Here is a 26,962-nt window from a genome sequence, read left to right as displayed (position 1 = left end):
GCCGCCGAACCACAGAGACCTCTTGGCACGGGCGCTTGCCGCGTGTTGACCCTGGCAACTGGCTACCAAGACGTCCTGCCACGCACATCAACGATGAAGGACTACTTGTTGGCAAGCTCCGGCTCTGCGATCTTGGCCATCGCCGCCATCTGATCCGTGTACTTCTGGTTCAGGCGAGAGTGGCTGCGTCCGTAGCCGAAGTAGATCAGCACGCCGAGAACCAGCCACACCACGAAGTAGATCCACGTCTCGACGGCGAGGTTGAGCATCAGGTAGGTGCACAGCAGGGCGGAGACAATCGGGATGACCGGACCGAACGGGACCCGGAAGGCGGGCTTGAGGTCCGGGCGCTTGCGGCGCAGCACGATGATGCCCAGGCTGACCATCACGAAGGCCGACAGCGTTCCGATGTTGATCATTTCCTCGAGCACATCCACGCGGGTGAAGCCGGCCACCAGGGCGACCAGCGATCCGCAGATGATGGTGATGCGCACCGGGGTGCCGCGCTTGGCGCTGGTCTTGGACAGCGCGTGCGGCAGCAGCCCGTCGCGGCTGATGGCAAGCACGACTCGTGAGAGCCCCATGAGCAGCACCATGACCACCGTGGTCAGGCCGATGAGTGAGCCGACGGCAATGACCGAGGCTGCCCCTTCGTTGCCCACCAGCGAGAACGCGGTGGCCAGTGTCGGGGTTTCCACAGCTGCCAGGTCCTTGTAGGAGACCATGCCGGTCAGCGCGAACGAAACACCGACGTAGAGCAACGTGGTCAGGGCAAGGCCGGCGAAGATGCCGCGGGGCAGCGTCTTGTTCGGGTTCTTGACCTCTTCGGCGCTGGTGGCCACGACGTCGAAGCCGACGAACGCAAAGAAGACCAGTGCGGCGCCGGCAAGCACGCCCATCATGCCGTACTGGGCCGGTGCGGCGCCGGTGGCAAACGCGAACAGCGACTGCTTGAGCACCTCGGCGGTGCCGTCCCCCGTGGCCGGAACCGCTTCAGGGATGAACGGAGAGAAGTTCTCCGCCTTGATGTAGAACAGGCCGGCGACGATGACAAAGAGCACGACGGCGATCTTGATGATGGTGAACACACTCCCGACCGTGGCTGACAGCTTGGTGCCCATGACGAGCAGCAGCGTGAACAGCGCAACGATCAGCAATGGTCCCCAGCTCATGGTGACGATGCCTAGGTCAATGGTGGGTGAGAGGTGTACTCCCACGAGCTGGAAAACTTCGGTGAGGTAGATACCCCAATACTTGGCGATCACCGCTGCCGCGGTGAAGAGTTCGAGGATCAGGTTCCAACCGATGATCCACGCAATGAACTCGCCCATGGTGGCGTAGGAAAACACATACGCCGAGCCTGCGACGGGGATCGCCGTCGCGAATTCCGCGTAGCACATGATGGCCATGGCGCAGGTAAGCGCGGCGATCACGAATGACAGCGTGACTGCGGGGCCGGAGAAGTCTGCTGCTGCCCGCGCGCCCACGGAGAAGATTCCGGCACCCACCGATACGGCAACGCCCATGATCATCAGATCCCAGGTGTTCAGGGTCCGCTTGAGCTGGCGGCCGGGTTCCGCGGCGTCGGCCAGGAAACTCTCCACGGGTTTGGTACGAAAAAGGCTCACTGATTTCCTCGGCGGCAATGAAACGCGAAAACTAACCGGACAAGCCTAGCCGCGTTGCCCATGCGCCCTGGTGAACCGTTTACCCCCGGATGCGTCCCGGCGCCGGGAATCCTTGCACCTGCCCCCACACCCGAACTTGCCGACCAATCAATATCTGACGTGGCCTTTTATCGTCTCCCGCGTTGCCCAAACGCGTCGGCGCCGCTTTCCCCCACGGGTCTCGGACAGACAGATGCACCGGACGGAAAAGTGGTCTAGACCTCACCGAATTTCATCTTCGAGGCGGCGCGAGCCACCCAGACACATGAAAATACCCCCGAAAACTGCTGCATCAAGCGATTGACGCGGCAGCTTCCGGGGGTACCCACAACCCTGTGGGGCTAGACGACGGGAACAGCCGAAGCCGCTGCGCGAGCCGCGGCCGGGAGCGCGTCGAAGATCTTGTTCATCGCATCGTCGTCGTGGGCCGAGGAGAGGAACCAAGCCTCGAAGACGCTCGGCGGCAGGTAGACGCCCGACTCGAGCATCGAGTGGAAGAACGGCGCGTAGCGGTAGGCTTCCTGCGCTTGGGCCTGCGCGTAGTTGTGCACGCCGTGCTCCGAGGTGCCGAAGGCGACCGAGAACAGGTTCCCCGCCCGCTGGATCGAATGGTCGACGCCCGCGACGGCGAGCGCCCCGGCAAGTGCGCCCTGCAGCTCGAGGGACTTCGCGTCGATGTGCGCGTAGACCTCGGGGGTTGCATGGGTCAGCTGGGCGATGCCCGCTGCCATGGCAACCGGGTTGCCCGAGAGCGTGCCGGCCTGGTAGACCGGGCCCAGCGGCGCCAGGTGGTCCATGACCTCGGCGCGTCCACCCAGGGCCGCGGCGGGCAGGCCGCCGCCGATGACCTTGCCGAAGGTGTAGAGGTCCGGGGTCCAGCCCTCGGTGCGGCCGGTCAAGCCCCAGTACCCTGCGTCCGAGGCGCGGAACCCGGTGAGCACCTCGTCCAGGATCAGCAGCGCGCCGTTGGCGGTGGTGGTCTGCGCCAGGAACTTGTTGAAGCCCTCTTCCGGGGTCACGACGCCCATGTTGCACGGTGCCGATTCGGTGATGACCGCGGCGATGTTGGCGCCGTGCTCGGCGAATGCCGCGGTGATGGCCTCGCGGTCGTTGTACGGCAGCACCAGGGTCTCGGCTGCGGTGGCCGCGGTGACGCCGGCGGAGCCGGGCAGCGCCAGGGTGGCCAGGCCGGAGCCGGCGGCGGCCAACAAACCGTCGAGGTGGCCGTGGTAGCAGCCGGCGAACTTCACGATCAGGTCGCGTCCGGTGTAGCCGCGGGCCAGGCGCACCGCGGTCATGGTGGCCTCGGTGCCGGTGGAGACCATGCGCATGCGCTCCACGCCGCCGAAGCGGTCCATCACCAGGCGGGCCAGCTTGCCCTCGTCGGGCGTCGAGGCGCCGAAGGACAGGCCGCGGTCAACCGCCGCGTGCACGGCATCCTGGATGGCCGGGTGCGCGTGGCCCAGCAACGCCGGACCCCACGAGCAGACCAGGTCGACGTACGAGTTCCCGTCGGCGTCGGCCAAATAGGCACCCTTGGCACCGACCATGAACGGGGGCACCCCGCCGACCGAGCCGAAGGCGCGCACCGGGGAGTTCACCCCGCCGGGCATGAGCTTCCGGGCGGTGGCAAAGAGTTCAGCTGAGCTGGTCATCATTTTCCTTCTTTCAGCCACTGGGCGATTTCACTGGCCCAGTAGGTCAACACGGTGTCGGCGCCGGCGCGGCGGATGCCCAGCACGGATTCGAGGATCGCGGCGCGGCGGTCGATCCAGCCGTTGGCTGCGGCGGCCTCGATCATCGCGTACTCGCCGGAGATCTGGTAGGCGGAGACCGGCACCGGGGACATCGCGGCAACGTCGGCCAGCACGTCGAGGTAGCTCATGGCGGGCTTGACCATGACCATGTCGGCGCCCTCGGCCAGGTCGAGCTCGACCTCGATCATGGCCTCGCGGCGGTTGGCCGCATCCATCTGGTAGGTGCGGCGGTCCCCGGTCAGCTGGGAATCCACCGCTTCGCGGAACGGGCCGTAGAACGCCGAGGCATACTTGGCGGCGTAGGCAAGGATGGAAACGTCCTGGTGGCCGGCCTGATCCAGGGCCTGGCGGATGATCCCGACCTGGCCGTCCATCATGCCCGAGGGTGCGACGATGTGCGCACCGGCATTGGCCTGGGCCACTGCCAGCTGGCCATAGATCTCCAGGGTCGCGTCGTTGTCCACGTTGCCCCGCGCATCGAGCACGCCGCAGTGGCCGTGGTCGGTGAATTCATCCAGGCAGACATCGGACATGATGACCAGCTCGTCGCCGACCTCCGCGCGCACCGCCTCGATGCCCAGGTTCAGGATGCCGGCCGGGTCAAGGCCGGCGCTACCGGTGGCGTCGCGGGTTTCCGGGATGCCGAAGAGCATGATGCCGCCCAGTCCCAGCTCGACGGCCTCGGAGGCTGCTGCCTTGAGGCTGTCCATGGTGTGCTGCACGACCCCGGGCATCGAGGTGATCGGGTTGGGTTCGGTGAGCCCCTCGCGGACGAACGCGGGCAGGATCAGTTGTTGCGGGGCCAGGACCAGCTCGGCGGTGAGCCGGCGCATGGCGGGGGTGGTGCGCAGGCGGCGGGGCCTGCGGGCGGGGAATGACATTCTTCGCTCCTTGTGAAGCTGGTGTGGTGGTAGCCAAGTCTTAGGTGGCTGGATCGGTGGAGGCTGCAAGCGTGGAAGCCGGGTGGCGGGAGGTTGCAACGGCGGCTTCCCACGCGTCGGCAAGCCCCTCGGGGGTGGGCAGGGCAGCAATGCCCGCCGGTTCCATCCCGTGTTCGCGCAGCCGGGCGGCGGTGCTGTCCCCGATGGCGATCAGCGCTTGGCCCCCGGTCGGGTGCGCAGCGGGGTCCGGGAGCAGCGCCAGGAACTTGTCGACGATGCTCGGCGAGGAGAACATGACCGCATCGATCCCGGCCAGCGCGGCGGGAAGTTGTGAAACCTCCAGCAGGTAGCCGCCCTCGGGCAGCGCGGGCGTATGCCCGGTCCCCGGAGCATGCAGCGCACGTGCCGGATCCGCAGGGGCGGCCACGGTGTTGTAGGCGATGACGATGTCCGCCTCCCAGCCGTGCGCCGCGAATCCGTCGCGCAGCGTGGCCGAGGCGATGTCCGCCTGCGGGGCGAACACCCGGGCGGCCGAGGTGCGCAGATCCTGCCAGTCGGCGAGCATGCCGCGGGCCGAGTGGTCGGTGGCGGGCATGAAGTCGATGTGCGCGCCGAGGGCCCGCACGGCCTGCGCGGTGGCCTCGCCGACCACCGCGACCCGGGTGCCGGAGGGGATGCGCAATTCCACGCCCAACGCCGCGGCCCGGGAGCCCAGCGCGCTGAGCGTGTTGACGGACGTGAACACGCACCAGTCGTAGTGCCCGGAAAGCATCCGCCGCAGGTGCGCATCGAGTTCCGCGGTGTCGGCGGGCAGCTCGAAGTCGATGAGCCGGCACACGGCGGTGCGTGCGCCGCGTGCCGCGAGGACCTTCACGGTCGCCGCGGCACGGTCGGCGCTGCGCAGCAGCAGGGCGGTGCGCCCCGCCAACACCCCGGGATTCGGCATGGTTCCTACAGTCCCGCCAGCTCGGCCGCGCCCTCGCGCAGCAATTGCCCGGCCAACGCGACGCCCAGGGCGTAGGCGCCGTCGACCGTCAGCGTCGAGGTCCGCGCCGAACGGCGCATGGTGTCGGACCCGTCGACCTTGCAGGCCACCGAGTCGAGCACCAATTCGTCCCCGCGGACGGTGGCCAGGGCACCGATGGGCGCGGCGCAGCCGGCCTCGAGGCGAGCCAGCAGCGCGCGTTCGGCGGTGATGGCCAGGCGCGTGTCGCCGTCGTCCATGGTTTCCAGCGCGGCATCGACAGCCGCGTGGCCGCTGCCGCCGGTCCGGACCTCGACGGCCAGCGAGCCCTGCCCGGGTGCCGGGAGCATGATGTCCGGGTCCAGGTACTCGGTGATGTGCGCATCCAGGCCCAGACGCTCCAGGCCGGCGGCGGCCAGGACCACCGCGTCCAGGTCGCCCTGCGCGGTGCGCCCCACTCCCCCGTCGTCCTTTTGCACCGGCGAGCCGATGACCCGGCCCAGCCGGGTGCCGACGTTGCCGCGGATGTCCACGATCTTCAGGTCGGGCCGGAAGGCCAGCAGCTGCGCGGCGCGCCGAGGGGAACCGGTGCCCACGGTGGCGCCCTCGGGCAGCTCGGCCAGGAACAGCCCGTCGCGGGCGCACAGCGCGTCGCGCACATCCGCGCGCTTCGGGGTCGCGGCGATGACCAGGCCCGCCGGCTGCGTGGTGGGCAGGTCCTTCAGGGAGTGCACGGCCAAATCGCAGGTACCGTCGTACAGCGCCTGGCGCAGGGCTGCGGCGAACACGCCGGTGCCGCCGAGCTGCGAGAGCGGACCGGTGGTCACATCGCCCTCGGTCTTGACCAGCACGGTGTCGTAGTCGACGCCGGCCAGCCGGTTCAGCTCCACGGCCACGTGCCCGGTCTGGGTCGTGGCCAGCGCGGAACCGCGGGTGCCGATGGTGAAGCGCGAGACGCTCATGGTGCCGGCACCCCGACCTCCGAGTCGACGGCGGCGATGGTGGGCTTGACGGTGCCGTCGCGCATCACCTTGGCGCAGCAGTTGGGGCGGCAGACGTCGAACCACGGGCCGAGTTCGGCGACCGAGGCGCGGCCCGGCTTCAGCGCGGCACCGTCGGGTCCGGCCAGACGCTCGGAGACCAGGTCGACCATGCCGGAAACGAACTCGGCGTGGGTGCCGGGGGTCGGGGCGCGGTGGAAGGCCAGGCCGAGTTCGGCGCAGGTTTCCTTCGCCTCGGTGTCCAGGTCCCAGAGGACCTCCATGTGGTCCGAGACGAAGCCGATGGGCATCACCACGACCCCGGCGGTGCCGGCGGCTTTGTACTCGGTGAGCGCGTCGTTGATGTCCGGTTCCAGCCACGGCACGTGCGGGGCCCCGGAGCGGGACTGGAAGACCAGGGAGTGCTGAAGGCCGGCGGCCTCGGGCACCCCGGCCAGGATCGCGTCGGCCACCGCGAGGTGCTGGGCCGAGTACAGGTCGGTGTCCAGCTCCGCGACCAGGTCGCGCGGGCCGGCGGCCTGCGCGTCGGACGACGGGATCGAGTGCGTCACGAAGACGATCTTGATCTCCCCGCCGGGGTTCCCGGCCGCGGCCAGCTGCTCCCGGACCTCGGCCAGCGAATCGCGCAGCCCGCCCATGAACGGGGTGACGAATCCGGGGGTGTCGAAGTACTGGCGCACCTTGTCGACCTCGAGCTTTCCCTCCAGGCCGGTCTCGCGCAGGGCGACGCCCAGGTCCTCGCGGTATTGGCGGCAGGAGGAGTAGCCGGAGTACGCGCTGGTGGACAGCATCAGCACCCGGCGGTGGCCCGCGGCGTGGATCTGCTCAATGGTCTCGGCGACATAGGGCGCCCAGTTGCGGTTGCCCCAGTAGACCGGCACCTCGATGTCCCGGGCGGCGAGCTCGGCCTCGAGGGCCGCCTTCAGCGCCCGGTTCTGCGCGTTGATCGGGGACACCCCGCCGTTGGCGCGGTAGTGGGTGGCCACCTCCTCGAGGCGCTCGTCGGGGATGCCGCGGCCGGCGGTGACGTTGCGCAGGAACGGGATCACGTCCTCCTGCCCCTCCGGTCCGCCGAAGGAGGCCAGCAGGATCGCGTCGTACGCCTTGGGGGCCATCACCCCGTTGTCGTCGTACCCGGTGCGGGGATCGAAGCCCTGGCTCATCGCAGGACCTCGGCGACCTCGGCGGTGGAGATGCGGCGGCCGGTGTAGAACGGGGTTTCCTCGCGCACGTGGTTGCGGGCCTCGGTGTAGCGCAGGTGGCGCATCATGTCGACCAGGTCGATCATGTCCGGGGCCTCGAGGCAGATCTGCCATTCGAAGTCGGAAAAGGCGAAGGCCGCCACGGTGTTGGCCAGCACGCCGGGGAAGTCGCGGCCCAGGATGCCGTGGTCGCGCAGCATCTTGCCGCGCTCCTTCGGGTCAAGCAGGTACCAGTCGGTGGAGCGCACGAACGGGTAGACGGTCATCCAGGCCTCGGGGGCCACGCCGCGGGCGAAGGCCGGCGAGTGGTCCTTGGAGAACTCCGCCTCGCGGTGCACGGCCATGGTCGAGTAGACGATGGTGGTCTCGGCGAAGAGGTAGGAGCGGCGGATCTTGCGCACCGCGGCCTGCAGCGCCTCGGGGGTCGGGCCGTGCACCCAGGTCATCACGTCGGCGTCCTCGCGCATTGCCGAAACGTCGTAGGTGCCGCGCAGGGTCACGCCCTCGGCGGCCAGCTCGGCCACAAGCGCGTCGAACGCCTCGACGCCCTCGGACCGGTCCAGGTCCGAGTCGCGCTTGAAGACGGTCCACAGGGTGTAGTACATGGTCGCGTCGGCACCCGCCGCTTCGCGGTCGCGGATGACGGGTGAATTGGATTCCACTGCACTCATGGGTTGGTTCTCCTGCTTTCTTTGCGGTACTTCGCCTGCCGGCGAAGTGGTTCTCGTACGTGTTGTGAAAGTCTGGGGTGCTTCACCCGTCCGGCGCCGGTGCGGCGCCGGACGGGAAGGACGGGTCAGCTGGCGGTGATGCGCAGCCGCTTGCGGGTGTCGTTGACAACGGCTGCCAGCCCGGTGCCCGCCAGCCAGGCGCCGACCACTTCGAGGCCCGGGTGCGCGGAGGCGATCTCGCGGATCGCCGCCACCCTCCGGGCGTGCCCGGTGGTGGCGAAGGGCAGCGCGCCGGAATAGCGCACGACGTCGAAGCCCAGCACGTCCCCGGCGGTGATCGGTTGGCCCAGCAGCGCCGAGGCATCGACCAGGGCCGCGTTGCGCAGCGAGGCGTCGTCGGCGTTCACCAGCGCGGAGGCCACGTCGTTGAGCCGGCCGTAGGACAGGCGCAAGACGTGCGAGCCGGGGCCCGATTCGTCACCCAGCCACTGCCATTTGGCGGTCGCGTGGGTCAGCGCCTTGGCCCCGACGTTGTCCGCGGTGGGGGCGACCAGCAGGCCGGTCCCGCGCGGGGCGTCGTCGAGCTCCGGCTTGTCGATGACCAGGGTGACCAGGGAAATGCCGGCGCCGGCTGCCGGGCGGTGGGTGGCGAAGGCCGTGTCGATGCCGACCAGCAGGTCGACGGCGACCGTCCCGCCGGTGGCCACCACGACACGTTCGGCCAGCACCTCGCGGGGCGCGGGCGGGACCTCGGGGACGGGAGCCGCCTCGGCCGGGGGCTTGCCCGCCCGCCCGGGACGTACGTGCTTCGCGGCGGCCGGGGCCGGGGCGTCGGCCAGCAGAACGCGGAAGCCGGAGGTGCCCTCGCGGGGTTCGAGCGCCACCACGGCGCTGTTGGCGTGCAATTCGACGCCCGCGGACTTCAGGTCGGCCAGCAGGGCGGTGGTGAGCTGGTTCATGCCCCCGACCACCGAGGCGACGGCGGAACCGGCCGGGGCCGCGGCACGCATGGCCGCCACGGCCCGGGCCAGCGAGCCGTGCTTGAGCACCGCGGCACGCAGCCCGGGCGCAATGGCGTCAACGTCAAGGGTGTCGGGATCGGCGGAATACACGCCCGAGACCACGGGGGTCACCAGGTTTTCCAGCACCGCCGAGCCCATCCGGGAACGGACCAGCGCGCCGAGGGACATTTGGCCCCCGGTGATCTTCTTCGAGACCGGGGTGATCAGGTCGGCGGCGGCGCGCAGGGCCCCGGCACGTCCCACGGCGCTGCGCACCTCTTCGGCCCACGGATCCCCGGGGATGCCCAGGATGCCGGTGGCCGGCAGCGGCTGGGCGACCGACTCATGCCCGCGCTTCAAATACAGCCAGGCGCCCCCGGGTTCCGGGGTGACGATGTCATCGCCCAGGCCCAGTTCTCCCAGAAGGTCGGCGACGGCGGTGGATCGGGTGGCGAAGGATTCTGCGCCGGCATCGAGCCTGAGCCCGGCGACCTCGTGGACGCCCACGCAGCCGCCGAAGGCCGCCGAGGCTTCGTGGACCTGGACGCGGTGTCCGCTGATGGCCAGTTCGCGGGCGGCCACCAGCCCGGAGATGCCGCCGCCGATGACCACCGCGAGCGGGCCGCCGGGGCCGGGGGTTGCGGCTTCGGTGCCGCGGGCCCGGGCCAGCAGGCGCATGGCGTGGGCCGCGGCATTGGAGGCGACCGGGCTGCGCCGGGCCTTGGCCGGTGCCTTCTCGGCGGCAGCTGCCGCCGGTGTCGCCGTGCCAGGCGTTGCGGTATCCGCGGTGCCAGCGGCGTCGTCGGCCCTAGGTGTGTTGGTCACCGGCGCGGTCCCGGAAGTCCCCTCGTCGAGGTCCGCCGCGGCGCCCGGGACGCGCCGGGCAGTTCCGGCTTCATTGGCCGAGCCGCGGCGTGGCTGCTCTTCGACGTTTGGCACCATCAACTCTTTTCAGGGAAACGAATGTGTATCTTCGAAGGCGCCGGACACGATGCGCGGCGTCCGCGCGGCGCTGGGCCGTGCGGCCGGCGCACCGTGTCCTGCACCCGGTACTGCGTTCTTCTAGCTTAACGCCCAGCCACGGGGATCGAGTGGATGAGTTCAACCACACGCGTGAGGGTTTCCGGGTTGGTCTCCGGCGGCACGCCGTGGCCCAGGTTCGCCACGTGCGACACGGCAGTGTCACCTGCGGCGAGCACCTCGCGCACGTGGGCCTCGAGGATCTCCCAGGGGGCCGAAAGCAGCGCCGGGTCGATGTTGCCCTGCAGCGGGATGTCCCCGCCGAGGCGGCGGTTGGCCTCGTCCAGCGGCAGGCGGTAGTCCACGCCCATGACGTCGACGCCGACGTTGCGCATGGCGCCCAGCAGCTCGCCGGTGCCGGTGCCGAAGTGCACCAGCGGGACGCCGGTGTCGCGCACGTGGTCCAGGGCGCGGGCCGAGGCCGGGGCCACGTGGTTGGTGTAGTCGGCCAGCGAGAGCGATCCGGCCCAGGAGTCGAAGAGCTGTCCGGCGGAGGCGCCGGCCTCGATCTGGGCGCGCAGGAACGCGCCCGAGGCGTCGGCTGCCCAATTGGCCAGTTCTTCCCAGACGCCGGGCTCGGCGTGCATCATGGTGCGCGGGCCCATGTGGTCGCGGGACGGACGCCCCTCGACCATGTAGGCGGCGACGGTGAACGGGGCGCCGGCGAAGCCGATCAACGGGGTGTTGCCCAGCTGCTCGACGGTCATCGCGACGGCCTCGCGGATCGGGTCCAGCGAGGCGTCGGTCATCTTCGGCAGCGCACGCACGTCGGCGGCGGTGCGCACCGGGGTGCCGAGCACCGGGCCGACGCCCGGGACGATGTCGACGTCGATGCCCGCGAGCTTCAGCGGGATGACGATGTCGGAGAAGAAGATCCCGGCGTCCACGCCGTGCCGGCGCACCGGCTGCAAGGTGATTTCCGAGGCCATCTCGGGGCGCAGGCACGATTCGAGCATCTCGGTGCCCTCGCGCAGCTTGCGGTATTCGGGCAGCGAACGGCCTGCCTGGCGCATGAACCACACGGGTCTGCGGCTTGGCTTCTGGCCGCGGTAGGCGGTAATCAACGGGGAATTGGCGGTACGACCGTCCATCAGCGGGTGGTTCTGGCTCAACGTCATGCTATTGATTCTGCCAACATATCGGCCCGAACCGTAATCCACACGCCCCCAGCGAACGCACGCTGCATGGTTTTGGGCGACCTCGTCACACCCGATGCTCTACAACCAGTAGAAGCGCTATCATGGGAGGCACTGTGGTTTTACTATCTCTCGTTGCCTCTCATTCAGACATCGACCTCGAGACCGTGGCAAAGATCAGTGCCGACGCCTCCCAGGTCGCTTCCGTCGTGCTCGCTTCGGCCAGCCCTGTTGCCGGCGCCATCACCCTGGCCACCTGCAACCGCTACGAAATCTATTGCGAAGTGCCGCAATCAGGGGACGTACCTGCCGCGCGCTCGGAGGTGATCACCCAGATCGCCGCCAGCACCGGGCTTTCCGAGGCCACCATCTCCACCGCGCTGGTCTCCAAGACCGAGACCGAAGTCATCGAGCACCTCTTTTCCGTCGGCGCCGGACTCGATTCCGCCGTCATCGGGGAGCGCGAGATCGCCGGCCAGGTGCGCCGCGCCCTGAACGAGGCGCAGGCCGCCGGAACCGCCACCGGTTCCCTGGTCCGGCTCTTCCAGGCCGCCTCGCGGACCGCCAAGGACGTCGGCTCGCGGACCTCGCTGGGATCGCGCGGCCTCTCGGTCGTCTCCGTGGCGCTGGATTTGGCCACCGATCTGAGCCGCGAGCCGGACTGGGGCTCCAAGAACATCGTCATCTTCGGCACCGGCGCCTACGCCGGGGCCACCATGTCCCTTTTGCGCGAGCGCGCGGCCCACAATGTCTCGGTGTTCTCCGCCTCGGGCCGTTCCGAGGCTTTCGTCGCCACCCGCGGGGGCACCGCGCTGGACGAGTCCACGCTCGAGGCCGCCCTCGAGGCCGCCGATGTCATCATCGGGTGCAGTGGTTCCGACCACCGCCTGATGGCCGCCGACATCGCGACACTGGACCGCGGTTCCCGCCCGTTGATCGCCATCGACCTGGCCCTGACCCACGACTTCGACCCGGAGCTCGGCTCGCTGCGGAACGTGGAGCTGATCAACCTGGAGTCGGTGCGCATGGCCGCCCCCGAGGAGCAGGCGCAGTCGCTGCGCCAGGCCCGCGGCATCGTGCTCGACGCGGCCGAGGCCTTCGCCGCCGAACAGCGCGAGCGTGCCGCGGATGCAGCCATCGTGGCCCTGCGCCGGCACACCCAAAAGGTCCTGGAGGCCGAGGTCGAGAAGGTCCGCGCCCAGCACGGCTGCACAGCCGCTGCCGAGGAAGTCGAATTCGCGATGCGCCGGATGATGCGCCAGCTGCTGCACGTACCCACGGTCCGTGCCCGCGAGCTGGCCGCGGCCGGGCGTGCCGGGGATTACATCGACGCCCTGGAGACGCTGTACGGCCTTGAGGTCGAGATGCCGGTGGCACCCTCGATGAAGAAATCGGGCGCCTGCCCGGTGACCGGCATCCAGGGCACCGATGCCGGGAACCTCGCCGGGGCCGCTTCCATCCGGCAGGTCGGCTAGCCAACTCCGCCACACCGGTCGGGCCGGGCACCAGACACCATTCAAAGGGCACCGCGGGAAACTTCTTCCGGCGGTGCCCTTTGCCGTCCACGGCGTGCCCGTGCCGGCCCTGGACATCCCCTCATGTACAGGTCTCCCCCGTTCGGGGGGTCCGGGTGCCTCCTCAGGCAGCGGTGTCGATCAGGCCGGTCGCTTGCCGGCAATCAACTGGGCCGCCGACCGCTTCTGCGCGCTGCTGCACTTGCCGTGGTATCCGGTGTAGTAGGTGCTGCCGTTGGCCAGGCGTCCGCTGCGCTTGGCGCCCATCGAATCGGACATGCAATCGGCCAGGTGCTCGATCCCGTATCCGTCACGGCGCGGGTTGATCTTCTCCGCATGGCGAACCAGCTTCGAGAAGCCCTTGGGGTACGCCTTGAACTGCATGATGTGCGCGCATTCATGCAGGGCCACGGCCTTGACCGGTGCCGCGTTCGGGTCCGGGTGGCCCACCCGGCTCAGGGTGATGCTCCGTGGACCGGACTGCGCGTAGTACTCGTTCTTGCGGTGGCTCACGCGCACGGTGGTCCGCGGGCAGTACCTGGAGATGTTCTTGGACACCGTCTTGGCCCATGCCGCGTCCGGGTACGTCCGGGTGCCCGGGCCCACGGTCTTGCCCGGCGAAGCCTTCTTCACGTGCTTCAGCGCGACCCAGCCGGTCTTTCCCTGGAACTGGACCCGGACCCGGGAACGCGACTTGTTCCGGGCGTTGTCCACGGTGCCGAGGGTGTGGTCCCGCCCGATGGTCGCAAGCTTCTTGCCGCCGTTGGCCTTCGAGCGCAGGACGGTCGAGTGCTTGGCGGTGTACTTGGCCACGACCAGGCGCTTGAGCTGGGTGGACCTGACCCAGCCGGTGCGACCCAGGAACCTGATCTGGGTGTAGCCCGTCGAGGTCTTCCCGGTGCCCCACACCTTGTACCCCCTGGTGGCCGACCCCAGCCGGGCACCCTTGCCCTTGCCGCTGCGCGGCTTGATGGTGGCGGTGGTGATGTAGTGCGGCTTTGAAGCGCCGACGGTGCTGGATCCGGCCAGCACGATCGGCTGGATGGATGCGTCCACTTGCATCGCCGTTGTCGGAGCAGCGGCCGGGGCCGCCAGTGGTTTCTCGAGGATGGTGGCCGTGCCCGGCCCTTCGTCGGCCGACGGTGCGGAGAGCAGGCCCTGCGTGAGGACCAATGCCCCAACGAGCGCAAACAGGAATGTTTTCATGTGGTGCCTTAAACCTCAGTGCCCTCCCCAACGAGCAACACTTCAGTGTGAACACTCACAGGGTAGTGGAACCCCGGGCGCACTTGGGCCACCACGACACGGCCAAATCGCCTTGGGAAATCCGCCGATCCACCGCTGACAAGCTGGTTCAATGCATTAGTAGGCAGGCGTGCGCGGATCGACATCACTGATCCAATCCAGGATTCCGCCCGCAACATGACGCACCCGCGCGTAGTCCCGGTCCAGCAGGAAGCGCAGCACCTCCCCGGAACGGCCCCCGGACTTGCAATGCAGGATGACTTCCCGGTCCCTGGGCAACTCGATTTCCCCGCCCAGGATCGCCCCGCGCGGGGCGAGGATCGCCCCGGGGATCGAGGCGATTTCGGCCTCGCCCGGCTCCCTGACATCGACCAGCAGGAAATCTTCCTTCCCCTCGGTGCGCAGGGCGAGCAGGCGCGCCAGCTCCCTGGCATCGATGCTGTGCGCGGCCATCTGTGCGAGCCCCTGTGCATCCAGCGCCGGGGCCGAGCAGAAGTCGTCGTAGCTCTCCAGCAGGCCGGTGATCGGCGGGACGTCGGGATCGGGCAGCAGGGTCACCTCGCGCCAGGTCATGTCCAGCGAGTCCAGGATGAGCAGCCGACCCAACAGCGAGCGGCCGACCCCGGTGATCAGCTTGATGGCCTCGGCCACCATCACCGAGCCGATCTGCGAGCACAGCACCCCGAAGACCCCGCCCTCGGCGCAGGAGGGCACGGTGCCCGCCGGCGGCGGGGTCGGATACAGGTCGCGGTAGTTCGGGCCGTGGGCGTCCCAGAAGACGGATACCTGGCCGTCGAAGCGCAGGATCGACCCCCAGACGTACGGGATGCCGGCGAGCGCGGCCGCATCGTTGACCAGGTAGCGGGTGGCGAAGTTGTCTGTCCCGTCCAGGACCAGGTCGTATTCGCCGAAGAGCTCCACCGCGTTGGAGGCATCCAGCCGGTGGTTGTGCACCCGCACGGTGACCAGCGGGTTCAGTTCCTTGATGCGCGCAGCCGCGGATTCGGTCTTCGGTTGGCCCACGGTGAGGGTGGAGTGGATGACCTGGCGCTGCAGGTTGCCCAGGTCCACCTCGTCGTCGTCGATGATGCCCAGGGTCCCGACCCCGGCCGCAGCCAGGTAGAGCAGCGCGGGGGCACCCAGCCCGCCGGCGCCGATGACCAGCACCCGGGCATTCCTCAGCCGGCGCTGCCCCGTCATCCCGATCTCCGGGATGATGATCTGGCGCGAGTAGCGCAGCAATTCCTCCGGCAGCAGTTCGTCCCCGGGCGGCACGAGGGCCGGCAGCCGGCCGGCGGCGGCGTTCTCGTAACGGGCGGCGGGGTTGTTGCGCTGGTTCATGTATTCACCATAATGCTTGTGCGGCGCGTTGGCGCCGGTCCGGCATCCGTCGTTACCCAAGAGTAGACTTGTGCGGAATGTCGCCCGTTTTCCATTCGGGCGGCGAGCTTTCGCGAAAGGGCCGATGTGACTACTCCCCCAAGCCGCGGCGGCCGGACGCAACGGATGCCGCGCGAGGCCCGTCGCCGCCAGCTGCTCAACGCGGCCCACCAGGTCTTTGTGGCCCACGGCTTCCATGGGGCCTCGATGGACGAGATCGCCGAGGTCGCCGAGGTGTCCAAGCCGGTGCTGTACCAGCACTTCCCGGGCAAGCGGGAGCTGTATGTCGCGCTGCTCGATGCGCACATGGATGAGTTCAGCTCGTTGCTGCAGCAGGCCATCAACTCCACCACCGACAACAAGTTGCGGGTGGGCGCCACGATTCGCGCCTACTACGAGTACATCTCCAGGGATTCGCAGGCGTTTCGGCTGATCTTCGAATCCGACCTGCTCAACGACGAGTTGATCGGCGGGCGCATCGAGGCGTTCAATGCGAAGTTTGCCGGCCGCATCGCCGACGTGGTGGCCGAGGACACCAGGCTTCCCCCGGCACAGGCCCTGCTGATGGGCCGGGCCATGGCCGGGATGGCCCAGGTCTCGGCACGCTACTGGGTGGATATGGCCGATGAGGTGTCCATGGAAGAGGCCAGCAATCTGGTCTCGCGTTTAGCTTGGCGCGGAATCGGTCGATTCCCCAAGGAATCCTGACGTAAATTCGACACTAGATGTTGGTCGGCGCCACCGGGCTCCGGCACATGCAACAAACCAGGAAGGCCACCATGGACGTTCGCATTGGAATTCAGAATGTTGCCCGCGAGATCGTGATCGAGTCCGCCGAGGATGCCGAGGAGTTGGCCAAGCGCGTTTCCGACGCACTGGCAGCAGGCGGGGAACTTCGCCTCACCGACTCCAAGGGCCGCCTCATGCTGGTGCCCGTCGCGGGCATCGCGTATGTCGAGATCGGTGTCGAGGAAGCACGCCGCGTGGGCTTCGCCCACTAGGCACTTTAGTCACCAGGCAGGTGGGGGAGGACCGGGCAACCGTCCCTCCCCCACTTGTTTAACCCGCCGTGCGGCTACTGGAACGCCGGAGGTTCGTCCCGCTGCTCGGTGTTCAGGCCCACCCGGTTGCCGTCGGCGTCCGTGTAGATGTTCAGGGCCGGTGCGTGGGTCCGGTCCCCGGCACCTGCGTGCGGCTCCAGTGCCTCCTGGAGCGCTTCGAGCCCGGAATGGGACATGAACTTCTCGACGTGGATGCGGTTGGCGCTTGGCGTTGCCGTGCCCTCGAGCCGGATCCGCGGGTTGCGTCCCTCGGGATCCACCAGGAACCCGTCGCGTCCCTTGCGGTAGCCCATGACACCGATCCAGAAGTCCTCCAGTTTGGCCGGATCCTGCGTCTCGATGCCGAGGTTGACGTCTTGGTGGCGATGGGGCACCGCGACGGCGCCCGAGTCGGTGGCGGCGAATTCCAGCAGCGATGCCAGGGCCACATCGCGCAGGGTGATCTCGTCGCCGACGTCGCGGGAGGTTGTACGCAGGAAGATGGTGCTCGCCCGCCAGTCGACATCGGGGTGGTGGCCTTGGTGCTCGGCGGCCTCGGCCACCAGTGCCAGGAAATCGACGGCTTCCCGGGAATCCGGGAACGTCCAGGCGCAGACCAGCGCTCCCTCCCGTTTCCTCCACGACGGCAGTTCCTTCAGCGCCCTGGCGATCTCGTAGTCGGTCAGGACGCGGGTGGGTGAGTCCTTGTCAAGGCCCATGGTGGTGGTTCTCGTTTCTTGTGGTGCTGTCATTGGTCGGTGTTTGCCCCGGTGCAACCCCGGGCGGGCAGGCTCAGGCGGTCATGCCCAGCTGGCGCATGCGCCGCGAGTGGTTCTCCACCAGCTGGGCAAAGAGCCGCGTCATTTCCTGTCCGCGGCCGTCGGGGCCCTCAAGCTGCAGGGCGCCCCAGTAGTCGTATTTCTCGCCGATCTCCCTGGCCTGGGTCAGCGCCTCGCCCAGCAGCCGCCGGCCCCAGAGCGCCAGGCGCGAGGCCCGCTCGGGCCGGTCGGTGATGGCCAGCTGCAGCCGCTCGCGCAACCATTCGGTGTTCGCCTGCGAGGTCTTGACCTCGTGCACCAAGGTGCGCACCTCCGGTTCCAGTCCGGAGGCAATCAGCGCGTAGAAATCGGCGGCGACCCCGTCGATCACATAGACCTTGGTCAGGGACTCGTACCAGTCCCCCGGCTTGGTCCGCCGATGCATTTCGTCCAGCGAGGCCATGAACGGCTCGATGACCTCCTGCGGGTCCAGTCCGCGCTCGGCAATGCGCTCGCGCACCATTTCGAAGTGCTCGAACTCCTTCACGGCGAAGCGGCCCAGGGTTTCACGGTCGACCAGGGTCGGCGACAGGCGCGCATCGGAGGACAGGTGTTCGAAGGCCGTGAGTTCCTGGTAGGCGATCAGCCCCATCAGGGCCAGCTCCGCGTCGTCGGCGGCGGCCGTCGAACCATAGGTCAAGGGTGTTTTGGTCATGGGTTCAGCGTACTCGGGGCCCAACACGCGCCGCACGTCGATGCCACGGCACCGGCCTGGTGGTTATGCTGGCGTTGTGAGCCACCAATACATCGCATTGACCCCCGAGGCCCGAAGCACCGCATTGGCCCAGGCCCTCAAGGCCCTGGAAACGGAGTTCGAGGTTCGTTCCGAATTCCCGGCCGAGGTGCTGGAGGAAGCCGAGCGCGCCATCGCGGACTTCGAGCTGCCGCCCATCGACAAGCGCGAGATCGAGCTGGTCACCATCGACCCGGCCAGCTCCACCGACCTGGACCAGGCCCTGCACCTGTCGCGCAGCGGCGACGGGTACCTGGTGCACTACGCGGTCGCCGATGTGCCCGGCTTCGTGGCCCTGGGCGGCATCCTCGATGTGGAGACCCGGCTGCGCGGCCAGACCGTGTACCTGCCGCACCGACGAATCTCGCTGCACCCCGAATCCATCAGCGAGGACGCCGGTTCGCTGCTGCCGAACCAGGACCGCAGCGCCTACCTGTGGACCTTCGCCCTCGATGCCGAAGGCGCTGTCACCGACACCGGCCTGCAGCGGGCCGTCGTCCGCAGCCGCGAGAAGCTCAGCTACGTCGGCGTGCAGGAGTCCCTCGACGCGGGCACGGCAACCGAGATGCTGCAGTTGCTGCGCGAGATCGGGCTCAAGCGCATCGGGCTGGAACGGGCCCGCGGAGGGGCCTCCCTGCGCATCCCCTCCCAGGAGGTCGAATGCATCGATGGCACCTACAAGATCGTCTCCGACGCCCCGCTGCCGGTGGAGGACTGGAACGCGCAGATCTCACTGATGACAGGCATGGAGGCGGCCCGCATCATGCTCGAGGCCAAGGTCGGGCTGCTGCGCACCATGCCCGCCCCTGCCCAGAAGGACATCAACGTCTTCCGGCTCCAGGCCAAGGCGCTGGGCACCACCTGGGAGCCGACCCAGCCCTATGGCGAGTTCCTGCGCTCGCTGGACCTGGCCGATCCGCGGCAGCTTGCCCTGATGCACCGGGCCACCAGCCTGTTTCGCGGGGCCACCTACACCGTGATCGACGGCGAACTGCCCCCGGACACCGTCCAGGCCGCCATCGCCGCTCCCTACGCGCACACCACGGCCCCGTTGCGCCGGCTGGTGGACCGCTTCGCGCTGCTGGTCTGCTCCTACGCGGTCACCGGCCAGGAAGTGCCCCGGGGACTGCGCGAGGTTCTGCCCACCCTGCCGGGTCTGATGAACGACTCGAACCGCGTCGTGAACAAGATCGAACGCGCTGCCATCGACACCGTGGAGGCCGCCACGCTGGCCCACCGCGTGGGCGAACGCTTCCGCGCGGTGACGCTGACCGGATCCGAGGAATCCTCCAACGGCAACCACCGCTCGCTGGGGACCCTGCAACTGGAATCCCCCGCCGTGATGGCTTCGTTCGAGGGCAGCGCGCAGGCCGGGGTGCACGTCGAGGTGGAACTGGTACATGCCGACCCGGCCAGCCGCAAGGTGCTCTTCCGCATCGTGGGCGCCTAGCTTCGCGGCCAAGGCCCGCCCATGCGGTCGGGGCGGGCAATACCGTAATTTCATCGGGTCCACGATATGCTTGAACGGTATACAAGGATGCCCGGTCGCGTACCTTGAAAAGAATTCATGCGGGATTACCCAGCGACTTCCGCGCCCCACGTGGTCAGATCCACTTGACCGCTAGCTAAGCCTGCGATCGGCTCCGCTGGAAGCACCCCGATAGTGGTGGACCTCCGACCCCTCTTCCCCGGCAATCACGGGGACGGTCGTCGAGCACCTCTGTCCTAAAGTGCCTAAACGAATGAGACCCCCTGTGTTGAATACAGAACACCAGCTCACCGCCGATTCGGCGTCTGAGGCAGTGGACATCGAAGAAACCCTGTCCACCGATGAAACCCCGCACGAAATCCCGCAGCTGACCTTCGCCGATTTCGGCGTGCGCGCCGACATCGTCGAGTCCCTGACGGACGCCGGGATCATCCATCCCTTCCCCATCCAGTCGATGACCCTCCCGGTTGCACTGGGCGGGCACGACATCATCGGCCAGGCCAAGACCGGCACCGGCAAGACCTTCGGCTTCGGCATTCCCGCGCTGCAGCGCGTGATCGGCCCCGATGACGAGGGCTACGACAAGCTCCCGGCCCCCGGCGCGCCGCAGGCCCTGATCGTTGCACCGACCCGCGAACTCGCGGTCCAGGTCGCCACCGACATCGCCAAGGCAGCCACCAAGCGCAACGCCCGCATCGCCACGATCTACGGCGGACGTGCCTACGAACCGCAGATCGAGCAGCTGAACAACGGCGTCGAGATCGTCGTCGGCACCCCCGGCCGCCTGATCGACCTGCACCGCCAGCGCCACCTGAACCTGAAGAACGTGCGCATCGTGATCCTCGACGAGGCCGACGAGATGCTTGACCTGGGCTTCCTGCCCGACGTCGAGACGCTGCTGGCAGCGACCCCGGCGATCCGCCAGACCATGCTCTTCTCGGCCACCATGCCCGGCCCCGTCATCGCGATGGCCCGCCGCTACATGACCAAGCCGACGCACATCCGCGCCGCGGACCCGGACGACGACTCGATCACCAAGAAGGACATCCGCCAGGTCGTCTACCGCGCCCACCAGCTGGACAAGGACGAGGTCGTCGCCCGCATCCTGCAGGCCGAGGGCCGCGGCCGGACCATCATCTTCACCAAGACCAAGCGTTCGGCGGCCAAGCTGACCGACGAGCTGATCGATCGCGGGTTCGCCGCCGGCGCCATGCACGGCGACCTGGGCCAGGGTGCCCGCGAGCAGGCGCTGCGCGCCTTCCGCAACAACAAGGTCGACGTCCTGGTCGCCACCGACGTCGCGGCCCGCGGCATCGACGTGGACGACGTCACCCACGTGATCAACCTGCAGTGCCCGGAAGACGAGAAGACCTACTTGCACCGCGTGGGCCGCACCGGCCGCGCCGGCAACAAGGGCACCGCCGTCACCTTCGTGGACTGGGAAGACGTCCCGCGCTGGGGCCTGATCAACAAGGCCCTGGGCCTGAACGTCACCGACCCGGTGGAAACCTATTCCTCCTCCCCACACCTCTACGCGGACCTGAACATCCCGGCCGGCACCAAGGGCCGGTTGCCGCGCCACGCGCGCAAGCTCGAGGGCCTGGCCGGCGAGAAGCTCGAGGACCTGGGCGAGACCGGCAAGAAGAACGCCCCGCGTTCCGGCGGCCGTTCCTCCGAGGGCGGACGACGCGGAGAGCGCTCGGACCGTCCGGAACGCAGCAACAGCGCTGAACGCGGCGGACGCCACGGCCATTCCCGCGGCCGTTCGGACCGCCCGGCCCGCGAGGGCGAGCGCCACCGCGAAACGGCCGTCGCCGCCGATGCCGGGGAGCAGTCCGCTGCCGCCGCCGATCGCCCGGCCCGCACCCGCAGCCGCACCCGCACCCGCCGCAGCGACGGCGAAGTCGTGACCAACAACGACGCCGAGTAGATTGACGCCCAGCCACTAGATGACGTTGACCAGCATTCCCGACGGGCCCATCGCCGATCCCACCCAGGAGACCGATGGGCCCGCCGCTGCATCCCCAGCCACTGCCTGGGATCCCGCGGGGCCCAACCTGATAGTCCATGCGGAAAACGCTGCGTTCCTACCGACGCTTCCAGACGAATCATTCACCTTGATCTACGTCGATCCCCCGTTCAACACCGGGCGTACGCAAAAGCGCCAGGTCACCACGGCGGTCCGCGCGGCCGCCGGCGAGGGCGACCGGGTCGGCTTCCAGGGCCGGAGCTACTCCACCCTGCGCGGGGACCTGCACAGCTACGACGACGCCTTCGACGACTACTGGTCTTTCCTGGAACCGCGCCTGCGCGAGGCCTGGCGGCTGCTGGCCGACGATGGCACCTTGTACGTGCACCTGGACTACCGCGAGGTGCACTACGCCAAGGTCATGCTTGATGCGATCTTCGGCCGGGAGTCGTTCCTGAACGAGATCATCTGGGCCTACGACTACGGGGCACGTGCCAAGTCCCGCTGGCCGGCCAAGCACGACAACATCCTGGTGTACGTGAAGAACCCGAAGACCTACCACTTCGATTCGGCGGAGGTCGACCGTGAGCCATACATGGCCCCCGGGCTGGTCACCGCCGAGAAGCGCGAGCGCGGAAAGCTGCCCACCGATGTCTGGTGGCACACCATCGTCTCGCCCACGGGCAAGGAAAAGACCGGTTACCCGACGCAGAAGCCCGAGGGCATCCTGCGCAGGATCATCAACGCGAGCTCGCGCGAGGGCGACTGGGTGCTTGACTTCTTCGCCGGCTCCGGCACCACCGGGGCCGTGTCCCAGGCGCTGGGCCGCCGCTTCGTCTGCGTGGACGAGAACCCGCAATCCATTGCGGTCATGACCAAGCGCATCCCGAAGGCCACGATCCTGGACACGTTCCAAGACTGAGCACCCGCGCGCAGGCTGCAACTGGTCGCCGGTCGGGAGACCGACATGTTCACCACTTGGATCTGCCGCTCCACTGAACCCCAAGCTGTCTCGAATCCCCGAGACGACTGGGGTTCAGTGTTTTCAGGAGTGATCGTCATGACCGATATGGATTCCCGTGCCCAGCTTGCGGCAATGCTTGCCGAACAAGCCCTCCAAGGTGCAACCAAACTCAAGCCCGGATCATGGGAGTCGGTGCAGGCGTTGTCCACGCTGTCCATCGCACAGAGCCTGCTGACCATGAACCAGCAACAGCAGAAGCCCTGACGGCTGGCCGGGCCCTGTGGACAAACCCTCCCAATGGTCTTGGAACGGGGTTAGGATGTCTGCTAATTGACTCCAACCGAATCGTAGGCCGCTGGCATGTTTGCGAAAACCAGAAAAGTCATCGTTGTCTTGAGTTCGGGTGCGCTCCTGCTGGCAGCGGCAGGATGCGGCGGTAACGCCGACCCAGTCGAGCCCACCGGCACGTCACCGACACCAACAACACTTGCAAGCAGTTCTCCCCCGACGTCGTCGCCCAGCCCGACCGCAAAACCCACTCCCACGCCGGTTCCGGCCAGCTCCAACGGGCCCGCAAAGAACTGGCCGGTCCCCAAGATGCCGGAAGCCGCAAAGAAGAAATCAGAGGTTGGCATTAAGGCATTTGCCGAGTACTACTACGCGCTCATTGAGTACACGATCCAAACAAACGATACGAAACCAATCAAACAAGTGACAAAACGTACTTGTGTCGAGTGTGGCAGCACCTACATCGATCCATTCGACAACAACAAGAAAGCTGGTTCTTGGCTTGCCGGAGCCAACATCAAGGCCGTGATCACCAAAACCATATTGCAACCGGATCAGGGTATTGCCTTGTACACCACAACCCAAGGTGAGATGTCTCTTTATATGAGCGATGGAACACTGCAGGGCGTATTTCCGGCAACGCCCACGCCCGCACCCATGATGATGCTGCTTAGATTTGAGAAGGGCTGGCTTGTTGAAAGCATGGAGTACTTGGATGAGAAATCATAGAAATCCATTTATGTTCGCCAGCCTTTTGGCAGTCGCACTGGTGGCACAACCATTCGTGGCCCCGTCGCCCGCTGTCGCCACAAAGGTTTGCACCAGCATGGAACGCATGGGCAACAGCTACATCGAAGTACGCGTGAAATGTCCAGAAGAAAGTGTCGAGAACTCCGCAAAGTTCGTGAACAATCCGAGGAAATCCAAGATCCTATCCAACGGGCCGAAACTTCGGTACGACGTACAGTACTTCAGCGAATGCACTCCCGATCTGTCACTCAGGCTCTCCTGCGAAGCCATCGCCGACCCGACATGTCCCGACGGTGGATACCGAGTAATTCGGACAATCCGCGCAATTAACGGACCAAGAAAGGGGCAAACGATATCGACAACGCAGTACTGCCAAACGGAGCCACCAACAACGATTCCCGGCGCGGAAGATGACATCGCCAAGGTGAGCCTCAGCGACTTCCGGAAGCTGCCGATCTTGGCTTCGAGCATCGTCAGCCAGCCCAAGAACTTCTCGCTGCGCAACGGACACGCCCACATGTACGCCGAATCCGAACTCCAGAACTTCAACATCACGCTGTTCGACCAGGATGTCCGGGTGCGGGCGATCCCCGTTTCCTACCTGTGGACATACGGCGACGGAACCTCGCGGACATTCCCATTCCCCGGCGGCCCCGTGGCCGAGCGCGGCTTCGACGAACCCACCAGCACCAGCCACGTCTACCAGGACACCGGCGACTTCAGGGTCGGCCTGACCACCCGGTTCCGCGGGGAGTACTCGACCGAGGGCGGCCCCTGGACCCCGATCCCGGGCGTCGCCAACGTGCCCAGCGAACAGGTCACGATGAGCGTGTGGCGGACCAAGAAAATCCTGGTAGCGGAGAACTGCACCAACGACCCGCATGCACCGGGCTGCGCGTCCCTGTTCGACAGGTAGCGCCCGAAGGGCCCCCTGAGCTGCCACACGGCGAACGGATCATCCGGCCATTCACACTTTAGTCATCATCTGTGCCAGCGCCATGTATAGACGGACATAGGCATACGTGGCTGGCGAGCGGACGCCCCGCGACCGGCCGGCTATGGTGCCGCCCCGACACGAAGTGGAAGTCTCCGTCCCGGGCACGAAGCGCCGAGCGACCATAAACATCCCTCCCAATCATTCGGCAATGGCGTTACGAAGAGCGTGTGCAGGTCGGCGAAGATCTTTATGGCCTAGAACTGCTATCAAAAACGGTGACGCTCCGAATATCACCTCATTCTTTGAGAAGAAGATTGACGATCGTCGCACACCTCCCAATAACCTCTGACGATGCGTAGTCGGCGATGAAGAAGCCCCGGAGCCCTTCCAACACGGGAAGAACACCGGGGCTTCAGCTACCGACATTGCGGTGTGGTCCCTACGGACCAACCGACCAGTGCCTAAACCAGGCTTCGACCCTCGGCGCGGGCCTGCTTCCATTCACGGAAGAATGCACGAGTGATCACGAAGAGGGTTCCGGCAACGACGACCGGCCAAATCAGGACGTATACGGTCAACCAAAAGATTTCCATTGTTGTCTCCTGCTTCCTTTTCTCTACTTGCTGGTGGCTACGGGGTTGGTATCGCGCTTGATCGTCTCGATGGGGTCGAAGTCACCAACGCGATCCTTGATCGTACTGAAGTCGAAGTTCTGCTTCGAGCGCACCGACATCGCGTAACAGATGATGGTCGAAACAGCATAGGCAACCAGTGATCCGCTGAGTACCGCGTACTCGTGCAGTGCACCCATTGCGAACGGCGTAGCCACGACCATGGCCACGATTCCCACAATGCGGGCTATCTTCAACCCGAAGAAGCCAAAGGTCATCAGGCCAAGGACGACGCCGACACCGACGATGCCGAGGGCATCCACCGCATATCCGGTGAATCCCGACATCGAGATCCATTCGAAGCGCACCGGCAAGAACAACGCCAGCGCCGCCAGGGTCGAGATGGTAAAGGCCTTGTTGGTGACCTTCTTCCAGTAGAAGCTTGCGATGACCGGGAAAACCAACGCTCCCCAGAGTGCACCTACGAACACCAACAGGTCCAGGATGTTCATTTGGCCGCTGGCGAAGAAGAGACCCGCAGCGGTGGCAAGGATCATTGTGATGCGTCCGACCAGCAACATGGTCTTCGGCTTGACGTTCTTCTTGCCAACCGTCTGGCCGTAAAGGTCCGTCATGGCGATGGAGGAGAGCGCTGCCAAGTCCGAGTCCGCCGTGGACGACAACGACCCAAGGATCATGATGAAGAAGACGCACAGCAGGACGGGGCCGAGGTACGTGACAGCCAACTGCGGAATCAGGTTGTTCGTATCCCCGTCCAGCGGGGTGATGCCTGCATACAGGGCAATGACACCGAGCATGCCGAATCCGATCACCGTGGCGCCATAGCCAATGGTCGCCGTAATGAAGGTCGGCTTGATCAGGTCCTCACGCACGGCAAAGAGCCGCTGGGCAATGGTCTGGTTGCCGATGGCATAGGCCAACACGGCCGCAATGTACGGGGCACCCTGGTTCAGGAATGCCTCGGACGAGAAGAAGTTGGCCTGCTGCACCGTCAGGTTCGAGGCGCCGGTTTCAAAGAGTCCGGGACCTCCAGCGGCGAAGAACACCACCGGGATTATGATGACCACTGCACCGAGCATCGCCACCACTTGCGCGAAGTCGGTCAACACCGACGCCCGGAATCCGGACCACAGCGTATAGAGCAAAATGCCTGCGGCAACTGCGATGATGCCTTGGCGGAAGCTGAACGGCGAGAGCAGCGCGATCAGCGCGCCACCTGCGATGAAGTTTGACGTCAGGGAAATGACGCTGCCCAGGATGTTGGAACCTGCCAGCATGAGCTGGCTGGACCGTCCGTGACGGGCGTACATGACCTCTGCCAAGGTGTGTGCCTTTGGCGCAACCGCACGGATTCTCCGGCCGAAGGGGTAGATGAATAGAATCATCAAGGCTCCCCAAAGGCCATAGTGAATCGGCCCGGAAATGCCATAGGTGTAGCCGGAAGTAGCCGAAGCATACATCGAGGCAGCCCAGATCCATGTCGCGGTCATGCTTGCCGCAGAGACACCGAAACCAATCTTGTTGCCGGCAGTCATATAACCATCGGCATTTTCTTTCTTTTTGCCAATAAACAGAGTCATCACGAATGTGCCCCCGTAAAAAAGCACCAACAGCCCCAGGACAACTGATCCCGCGAGAAGTTGATATTCTCCGCTTTGGAGATCCATATCTTTCCTCTCATCATAGGAATGCCGCCGGAAACAATTCCTATTATGGCTCTAATATTTCAAAATCGGTCATCCCCGCACCTCAGATTTTGTAATCAAACACCCGCGAACGAACATGCGCTTCAAACGAGGTCACCGTAGATTCAAAATCGTTACGCTGCACGTTACTGATCGCGTTCTTCGCATCATTCCAGACATGCTCGATCGGATTATGATCCGGCGCATAGGGCGGAAAA

The 26,962-nt window shown here is 66.6% G+C and carries 25 protein-coding genes; 9 read left to right on the top strand and 16 right to left on the bottom strand.

Annotation, left to right across the window (positions count from 1 at the left end; genetic code table 11):
* Positions 1–101: 101 nt before the first annotated feature.
* From DQ353_RS05890 to hemE, 9 genes are all read right to left on the bottom strand, one after another.
* The gene (locus tag DQ353_RS05890) at positions 102–1,628 is read right to left on the bottom strand and encodes an amino acid permease (RefSeq protein WP_113761863.1); all 1,527 of its coding nucleotides are present in this window, start codon (positions 1,626–1,628) and stop codon (positions 102–104) included.
* A 380-nt stretch (positions 1,629–2,008) separates the two neighbouring features.
* Entirely contained in the window at positions 2,009–3,322 is a 1,314-nt protein-coding gene (gene hemL, locus DQ353_RS05885) for a glutamate-1-semialdehyde 2,1-aminomutase (protein ID WP_113761862.1), read from the bottom strand.
* Entirely contained in the window at positions 3,322–4,305 is a 984-nt protein-coding gene (gene hemB, locus DQ353_RS05880) for a porphobilinogen synthase (protein ID WP_113761861.1), read from the bottom strand. The genes hemL and hemB overlap by 1 nt, the downstream gene beginning before the upstream one ends.
* 40 nt (positions 4,306–4,345) lie before the next feature.
* A complete protein-coding gene (locus DQ353_RS05875; RefSeq protein ID WP_113761860.1) occupies positions 4,346–5,251 on the bottom strand; it encodes a uroporphyrinogen-III synthase in 906 nt (301 codons plus the stop codon).
* A gap of 5 nt (positions 5,252–5,256) precedes the next feature.
* Complete coding sequence (gene hemC / locus DQ353_RS05870) at positions 5,257–6,231, bottom strand: hydroxymethylbilane synthase (protein WP_113761859.1); 975 nt, start codon at positions 6,229–6,231, stop codon at positions 5,257–5,259.
* Complete coding sequence (locus DQ353_RS05865) at positions 6,228–7,433, bottom strand: ferrochelatase (protein WP_113761858.1); 1,206 nt, start codon at positions 7,431–7,433, stop codon at positions 6,228–6,230. Before DQ353_RS05865 ends, hemC begins: the two co-directional genes overlap by 4 nt.
* A complete protein-coding gene (gene hemQ / locus DQ353_RS05860) occupies positions 7,430–8,143 on the bottom strand; it encodes a hydrogen peroxide-dependent heme synthase (RefSeq protein WP_502696378.1) in 714 nt (237 codons plus the stop codon). Before hemQ ends, DQ353_RS05865 begins: the two co-directional genes overlap by 4 nt.
* A 125-nt stretch (positions 8,144–8,268) precedes the next feature.
* Positions 8,269–10,083 (bottom strand): protoporphyrinogen/coproporphyrinogen oxidase, encoded by a 1,815-nt coding sequence (locus DQ353_RS05855; RefSeq protein WP_353616663.1) that lies wholly within the window; start codon positions 10,081–10,083, stop codon positions 8,269–8,271.
* A gap of 128 nt (positions 10,084–10,211) precedes the next feature.
* Positions 10,212–11,282: a uroporphyrinogen decarboxylase gene (hemE, locus tag DQ353_RS05850; protein WP_113761857.1), complete on the bottom strand. Its 1,071-nt coding sequence runs from the start codon at positions 11,280–11,282 to the stop codon at positions 10,212–10,214.
* Positions 11,283–11,416: 134 nt separating this feature from the next.
* Between hemE and DQ353_RS05845 the strand changes: the two genes are divergently transcribed.
* Positions 11,417–12,775: a glutamyl-tRNA reductase gene (locus DQ353_RS05845; RefSeq protein WP_113762003.1), complete on the top strand. Its 1,359-nt coding sequence runs from the start codon at positions 11,417–11,419 to the stop codon at positions 12,773–12,775.
* Positions 12,776–12,955: 180 nt separating this feature from the next.
* Here the strand turns inward: DQ353_RS05845 and DQ353_RS05840 are convergent, their stop codons facing one another.
* A complete protein-coding gene (locus DQ353_RS05840; protein WP_113761856.1) occupies positions 12,956–14,020 on the bottom strand; it encodes an SH3 domain-containing protein in 1,065 nt (354 codons plus the stop codon).
* A gap of 156 nt (positions 14,021–14,176) precedes the next feature.
* Entirely contained in the window at positions 14,177–15,400 is a 1,224-nt protein-coding gene (moeB, locus tag DQ353_RS05835; RefSeq protein ID WP_113762002.1) for a molybdopterin-synthase adenylyltransferase MoeB, read from the bottom strand.
* Between the two features lie 165 nt (positions 15,401–15,565).
* Between moeB and DQ353_RS05830 the strand changes: the two genes are divergently transcribed.
* Together DQ353_RS05830 and DQ353_RS05825 are read left to right on the top strand one after the other, a co-directional pair.
* Positions 15,566–16,147, top strand: a complete 582-nt coding sequence (locus tag DQ353_RS05830) for a TetR/AcrR family transcriptional regulator (protein WP_113761855.1) — start codon at positions 15,566–15,568, stop codon at positions 16,145–16,147.
* Positions 16,148–16,218: 71 nt separating this feature from the next.
* Positions 16,219–16,440, top strand: a complete 222-nt coding sequence (locus tag DQ353_RS05825) for a DUF3107 domain-containing protein (RefSeq protein ID WP_071213255.1) — start codon at positions 16,219–16,221, stop codon at positions 16,438–16,440.
* A 74-nt stretch (positions 16,441–16,514) separates the two neighbouring features.
* Here the strand turns inward: DQ353_RS05825 and DQ353_RS05820 are convergent, their stop codons facing one another.
* Positions 16,515–17,231, bottom strand: coding sequence for a 4a-hydroxytetrahydrobiopterin dehydratase (locus DQ353_RS05820; RefSeq protein WP_113761854.1), 717 nt, complete (start codon positions 17,229–17,231; stop codon positions 16,515–16,517).
* 40 nt (positions 17,232–17,271) lie between these two features.
* Complete coding sequence (locus tag DQ353_RS05815; protein WP_286166635.1) at positions 17,272–17,952, bottom strand: ferritin-like fold-containing protein; 681 nt, start codon at positions 17,950–17,952, stop codon at positions 17,272–17,274.
* A 76-nt stretch (positions 17,953–18,028) separates the two neighbouring features.
* Between DQ353_RS05815 and DQ353_RS05810 the strand changes: the two genes are divergently transcribed.
* The 6 genes from DQ353_RS05810 to DQ353_RS05790 all read left to right on the top strand — a co-directional run bounded on the left by DQ353_RS05810 (position 18,029) and on the right by DQ353_RS05790 (position 24,406).
* Positions 18,029–19,480, top strand: a complete 1,452-nt coding sequence (locus DQ353_RS05810; protein ID WP_286166634.1) for an RNB domain-containing ribonuclease — start codon at positions 18,029–18,031, stop codon at positions 19,478–19,480.
* A 304-nt stretch (positions 19,481–19,784) separates the two neighbouring features.
* Positions 19,785–21,449, top strand: coding sequence for a DEAD/DEAH box helicase (locus DQ353_RS05805; RefSeq protein WP_286166633.1), 1,665 nt, complete (start codon positions 19,785–19,787; stop codon positions 21,447–21,449).
* 19 nt (positions 21,450–21,468) lie between these two features.
* Complete coding sequence (locus DQ353_RS05800) at positions 21,469–22,410, top strand: DNA-methyltransferase (protein ID WP_286166632.1); 942 nt, start codon at positions 21,469–21,471, stop codon at positions 22,408–22,410.
* A 138-nt stretch (positions 22,411–22,548) separates the two neighbouring features.
* Positions 22,549–22,716: a hypothetical protein gene (locus DQ353_RS21565; protein WP_181578267.1), complete on the top strand. Its 168-nt coding sequence runs from the start codon at positions 22,549–22,551 to the stop codon at positions 22,714–22,716.
* Between the two features lie 96 nt (positions 22,717–22,812).
* A complete protein-coding gene (locus tag DQ353_RS21280; protein WP_146755209.1) occupies positions 22,813–23,469 on the top strand; it encodes a DUF6318 family protein in 657 nt (218 codons plus the stop codon).
* A 445-nt stretch (positions 23,470–23,914) separates the two neighbouring features.
* Positions 23,915–24,406, top strand: coding sequence for a hypothetical protein (locus DQ353_RS05790; protein WP_113761850.1), 492 nt, complete (start codon positions 23,915–23,917; stop codon positions 24,404–24,406).
* Positions 24,407–24,888: 482 nt separating this feature from the next.
* Here DQ353_RS05790 and DQ353_RS21980 read toward each other — a convergent pair whose 3' ends face one another.
* The 3 genes from DQ353_RS21980 to DQ353_RS05780 form a co-directional block, all read right to left on the bottom strand.
* Positions 24,889–25,020, bottom strand: coding sequence for a putative transporter small subunit (locus DQ353_RS21980; protein WP_220093978.1), 132 nt, complete (start codon positions 25,018–25,020; stop codon positions 24,889–24,891).
* A 23-nt stretch (positions 25,021–25,043) separates the two neighbouring features.
* Positions 25,044–26,726, bottom strand: coding sequence for a sodium:solute symporter family protein (locus tag DQ353_RS05785; protein ID WP_113761849.1), 1,683 nt, complete (start codon positions 26,724–26,726; stop codon positions 25,044–25,046).
* 82 nt (positions 26,727–26,808) lie between these two features.
* The coding region (locus tag DQ353_RS05780; RefSeq protein ID WP_181578266.1) for a transposase at positions 26,809–26,962 on the bottom strand (154 nt) is incomplete at its 5' end.

This window comes from Arthrobacter sp. AQ5-05 (genome assembly GCF_003287975.1).
GTDB lineage: Bacteria > Actinomycetota > Actinomycetes > Actinomycetales > Micrococcaceae > Paeniglutamicibacter.
The sequence above is the reverse complement of the archived record's forward strand: the minus strand, read 5'-3'. Positions and strand labels throughout refer to the sequence as shown.

Bases quoted from the DNA above. Each gene is read 5' to 3' on its own strand.
- DQ353_RS21280 (WP_146755209.1), top strand. From the start codon at position 22,813: ATGTTTGCGAAAACCAGAAAAGTCATCGTTGTCTTGAGTTCGGGTGCG.
- hemB (WP_113761861.1), bottom strand. From the start codon at position 4,305: ATGTCATTCCCCGCCCGCAGGCCCCGCCGCCTGCGCACCACCCCCGCC.
- DQ353_RS05815 (WP_286166635.1), bottom strand. From the start codon at position 17,952: ATGACCAAAACACCCTTGACCTATGGTTCGACGGCCGCCGCCGACGAC.
- DQ353_RS05825 (WP_071213255.1), top strand. From the start codon at position 16,219: ATGGACGTTCGCATTGGAATTCAGAATGTTGCCCGCGAGATCGTGATC.
- DQ353_RS05865 (WP_113761858.1), bottom strand. From the start codon at position 7,433: ATGAGCCAGGGCTTCGATCCCCGCACCGGGTACGACGACAACGGGGTG.
- hemE (WP_113761857.1), bottom strand. From the start codon at position 11,282: ATGACGTTGAGCCAGAACCACCCGCTGATGGACGGTCGTACCGCCAAT.
- hemQ (WP_502696378.1), bottom strand. From the start codon at position 8,143: ATGAGTGCAGTGGAATCCAATTCACCCGTCATCCGCGACCGCGAAGCG.
- hemC (WP_113761859.1), bottom strand. From the start codon at position 6,231: ATGAGCGTCTCGCGCTTCACCATCGGCACCCGCGGTTCCGCGCTGGCC.
- DQ353_RS05800 (WP_286166632.1), top strand. From the start codon at position 21,469: ATGACGTTGACCAGCATTCCCGACGGGCCCATCGCCGATCCCACCCAG.
- DQ353_RS21980 (WP_220093978.1), bottom strand. From the start codon at position 25,020: ATGGAAATCTTTTGGTTGACCGTATACGTCCTGATTTGGCCGGTCGTC.
- moeB (WP_113762002.1), bottom strand. From the start codon at position 15,400: ATGAACCAGCGCAACAACCCCGCCGCCCGTTACGAGAACGCCGCCGCC.
- DQ353_RS21565 (WP_181578267.1), top strand. From the start codon at position 22,549: ATGACCGATATGGATTCCCGTGCCCAGCTTGCGGCAATGCTTGCCGAA.
- DQ353_RS05820 (WP_113761854.1), bottom strand. From the start codon at position 17,231: ATGACAGCACCACAAGAAACGAGAACCACCACCATGGGCCTTGACAAG.
- hemL (WP_113761862.1), bottom strand. From the start codon at position 3,322: ATGACCAGCTCAGCTGAACTCTTTGCCACCGCCCGGAAGCTCATGCCC.
- DQ353_RS05875 (WP_113761860.1), bottom strand. From the start codon at position 5,251: ATGCCGAATCCCGGGGTGTTGGCGGGGCGCACCGCCCTGCTGCTGCGC.
- DQ353_RS05785 (WP_113761849.1), bottom strand. From the start codon at position 26,726: ATGGATCTCCAAAGCGGAGAATATCAACTTCTCGCGGGATCAGTTGTC.
- DQ353_RS05840 (WP_113761856.1), bottom strand. From the start codon at position 14,020: ATGAAAACATTCCTGTTTGCGCTCGTTGGGGCATTGGTCCTCACGCAG.
- DQ353_RS05830 (WP_113761855.1), top strand. From the start codon at position 15,566: ATGCCGCGCGAGGCCCGTCGCCGCCAGCTGCTCAACGCGGCCCACCAG.